Source organism: Pseudomonas sp. GL-B-26 (genome assembly GCF_019947405.1).
Taxonomy (GTDB): Bacteria; Pseudomonadota; Gammaproteobacteria; order Pseudomonadales; family Pseudomonadaceae; genus Aquipseudomonas.
Map to the genome: position 1 here is coordinate 1 of NZ_JAGYGJ010000107.1, position 1,223 is coordinate 1,223.

Consider the following 1,223-nt stretch of genomic DNA (forward strand, 5'->3'; position numbering starts at 1 on the left):
TGTAGTGGTTCAGTTTTTTTGAACCGCTCTGTAGGAGCATTAAGCCGCTTGCTGCTCAAACAGCGCAGGCGGCAGGTGGTTCGAAGCGGAATGGCAACGGCGATGGTTGTAATGTGAGATGAAGCCCATCACATCCTTCTCCGCTTCGAAATGATTTTGGTAGCCGTTTTCTGGCATCCAATCGTGCTTCAACGTCCTGAAATAGCGCTCGACCACCGCGTTATCCCAGCAGTTTCCTCGACGACTCATGCTCTGAACGATCCGGTTTTCTGCCAGACATGCAACAAATCGATCAGCGGTATATTGGCAGCCCTGGTCTGAGTGAAATAGCAACTCAGGCATCGGACGGCGTAACGCCACTGCCAGCTTAAGTGCCTTCATAGACAGCTCAGTATCAGCGGTTCGCGAGCAAGCCCACCCCACGATCCTGCGTGAAAACAGGTCCATCACCACGGCCAGATACAACCAGCCGTTCCCCACTCTGATGTAAGTGATATCGCCTGCCCAAAGCGTGTCAGGCCGGGCCGGATTGAAACGACGATCAAGTATGTTCGGTGCAGCGACTGCCGGCTTCGTCGCACGGCGATAATGGGCGTAACGAGGCCTACGCCGGTGCAAACCGAAGGTCTTGATCAAGGTGCGCATTCGATAGCGGCCAATGAAAATGCCTTCTTTTCTTAATTCTTTGGATAGCCCGCGAGTACCTAATGCTTCGCGATGCTCCCTATGCAACGCGCGGAGTTTGCGCCCCAGCCATCGCTGCGCAGGTAGCAGCAGCTCGGGTTTGCGCTTCACGTAATAGCTGCTGCGGGCCAGACCGAACACGGAGCACATACGCCTAATCGACATCGCGCCTCTAACGCCATCAATCACTTGGTTCGACCAAACAGAACCTTTAGATGAGAGGGCAATTGCTTTTTTAGCACTTGGTTCTCAGCTTCGAGTAGCGCCAATTTCGCCTGAAGCGACTCGATCAGTTCCTGATCCTGCAGTCGAGGAGGTTGCACCATCCCTTCCTGCTCTCGCCGCCAACGCAAAACCCAGCGGCGCAAGGCTGTAGGGCCAACACCGGTAGCTTCACAGGCTTTAGGTATGGAGTAATCCATCTCCACAACCAAACGGATCGCCTCCGCTTTTTCCTCAGATGTAACAACCCGATATCCCATGATGATTCCTAAAGTCGACGCTCCTACATCATGGTCCAAAAATATTCGACCACTACA

At 53.6% G+C, this 1,223-nt stretch carries 2 protein-coding genes; both read right to left on the reverse strand.

The features are described from left to right. Positions 1-39: 39 nt before the first annotated feature. On the reverse strand, positions 40-825 hold the full coding sequence (locus KGB23_RS30095; protein WP_317851638.1) for an IS3 family transposase: 786 nt from the start codon (positions 823-825) through the stop codon (positions 40-42). Positions 826-869: 44 nt separating this feature from the next. Beyond that, on the reverse strand, positions 870-1,223 hold a 354-nt coding region (locus tag KGB23_RS30100; RefSeq protein ID WP_223433705.1), incomplete at its 5' end, for a transposase.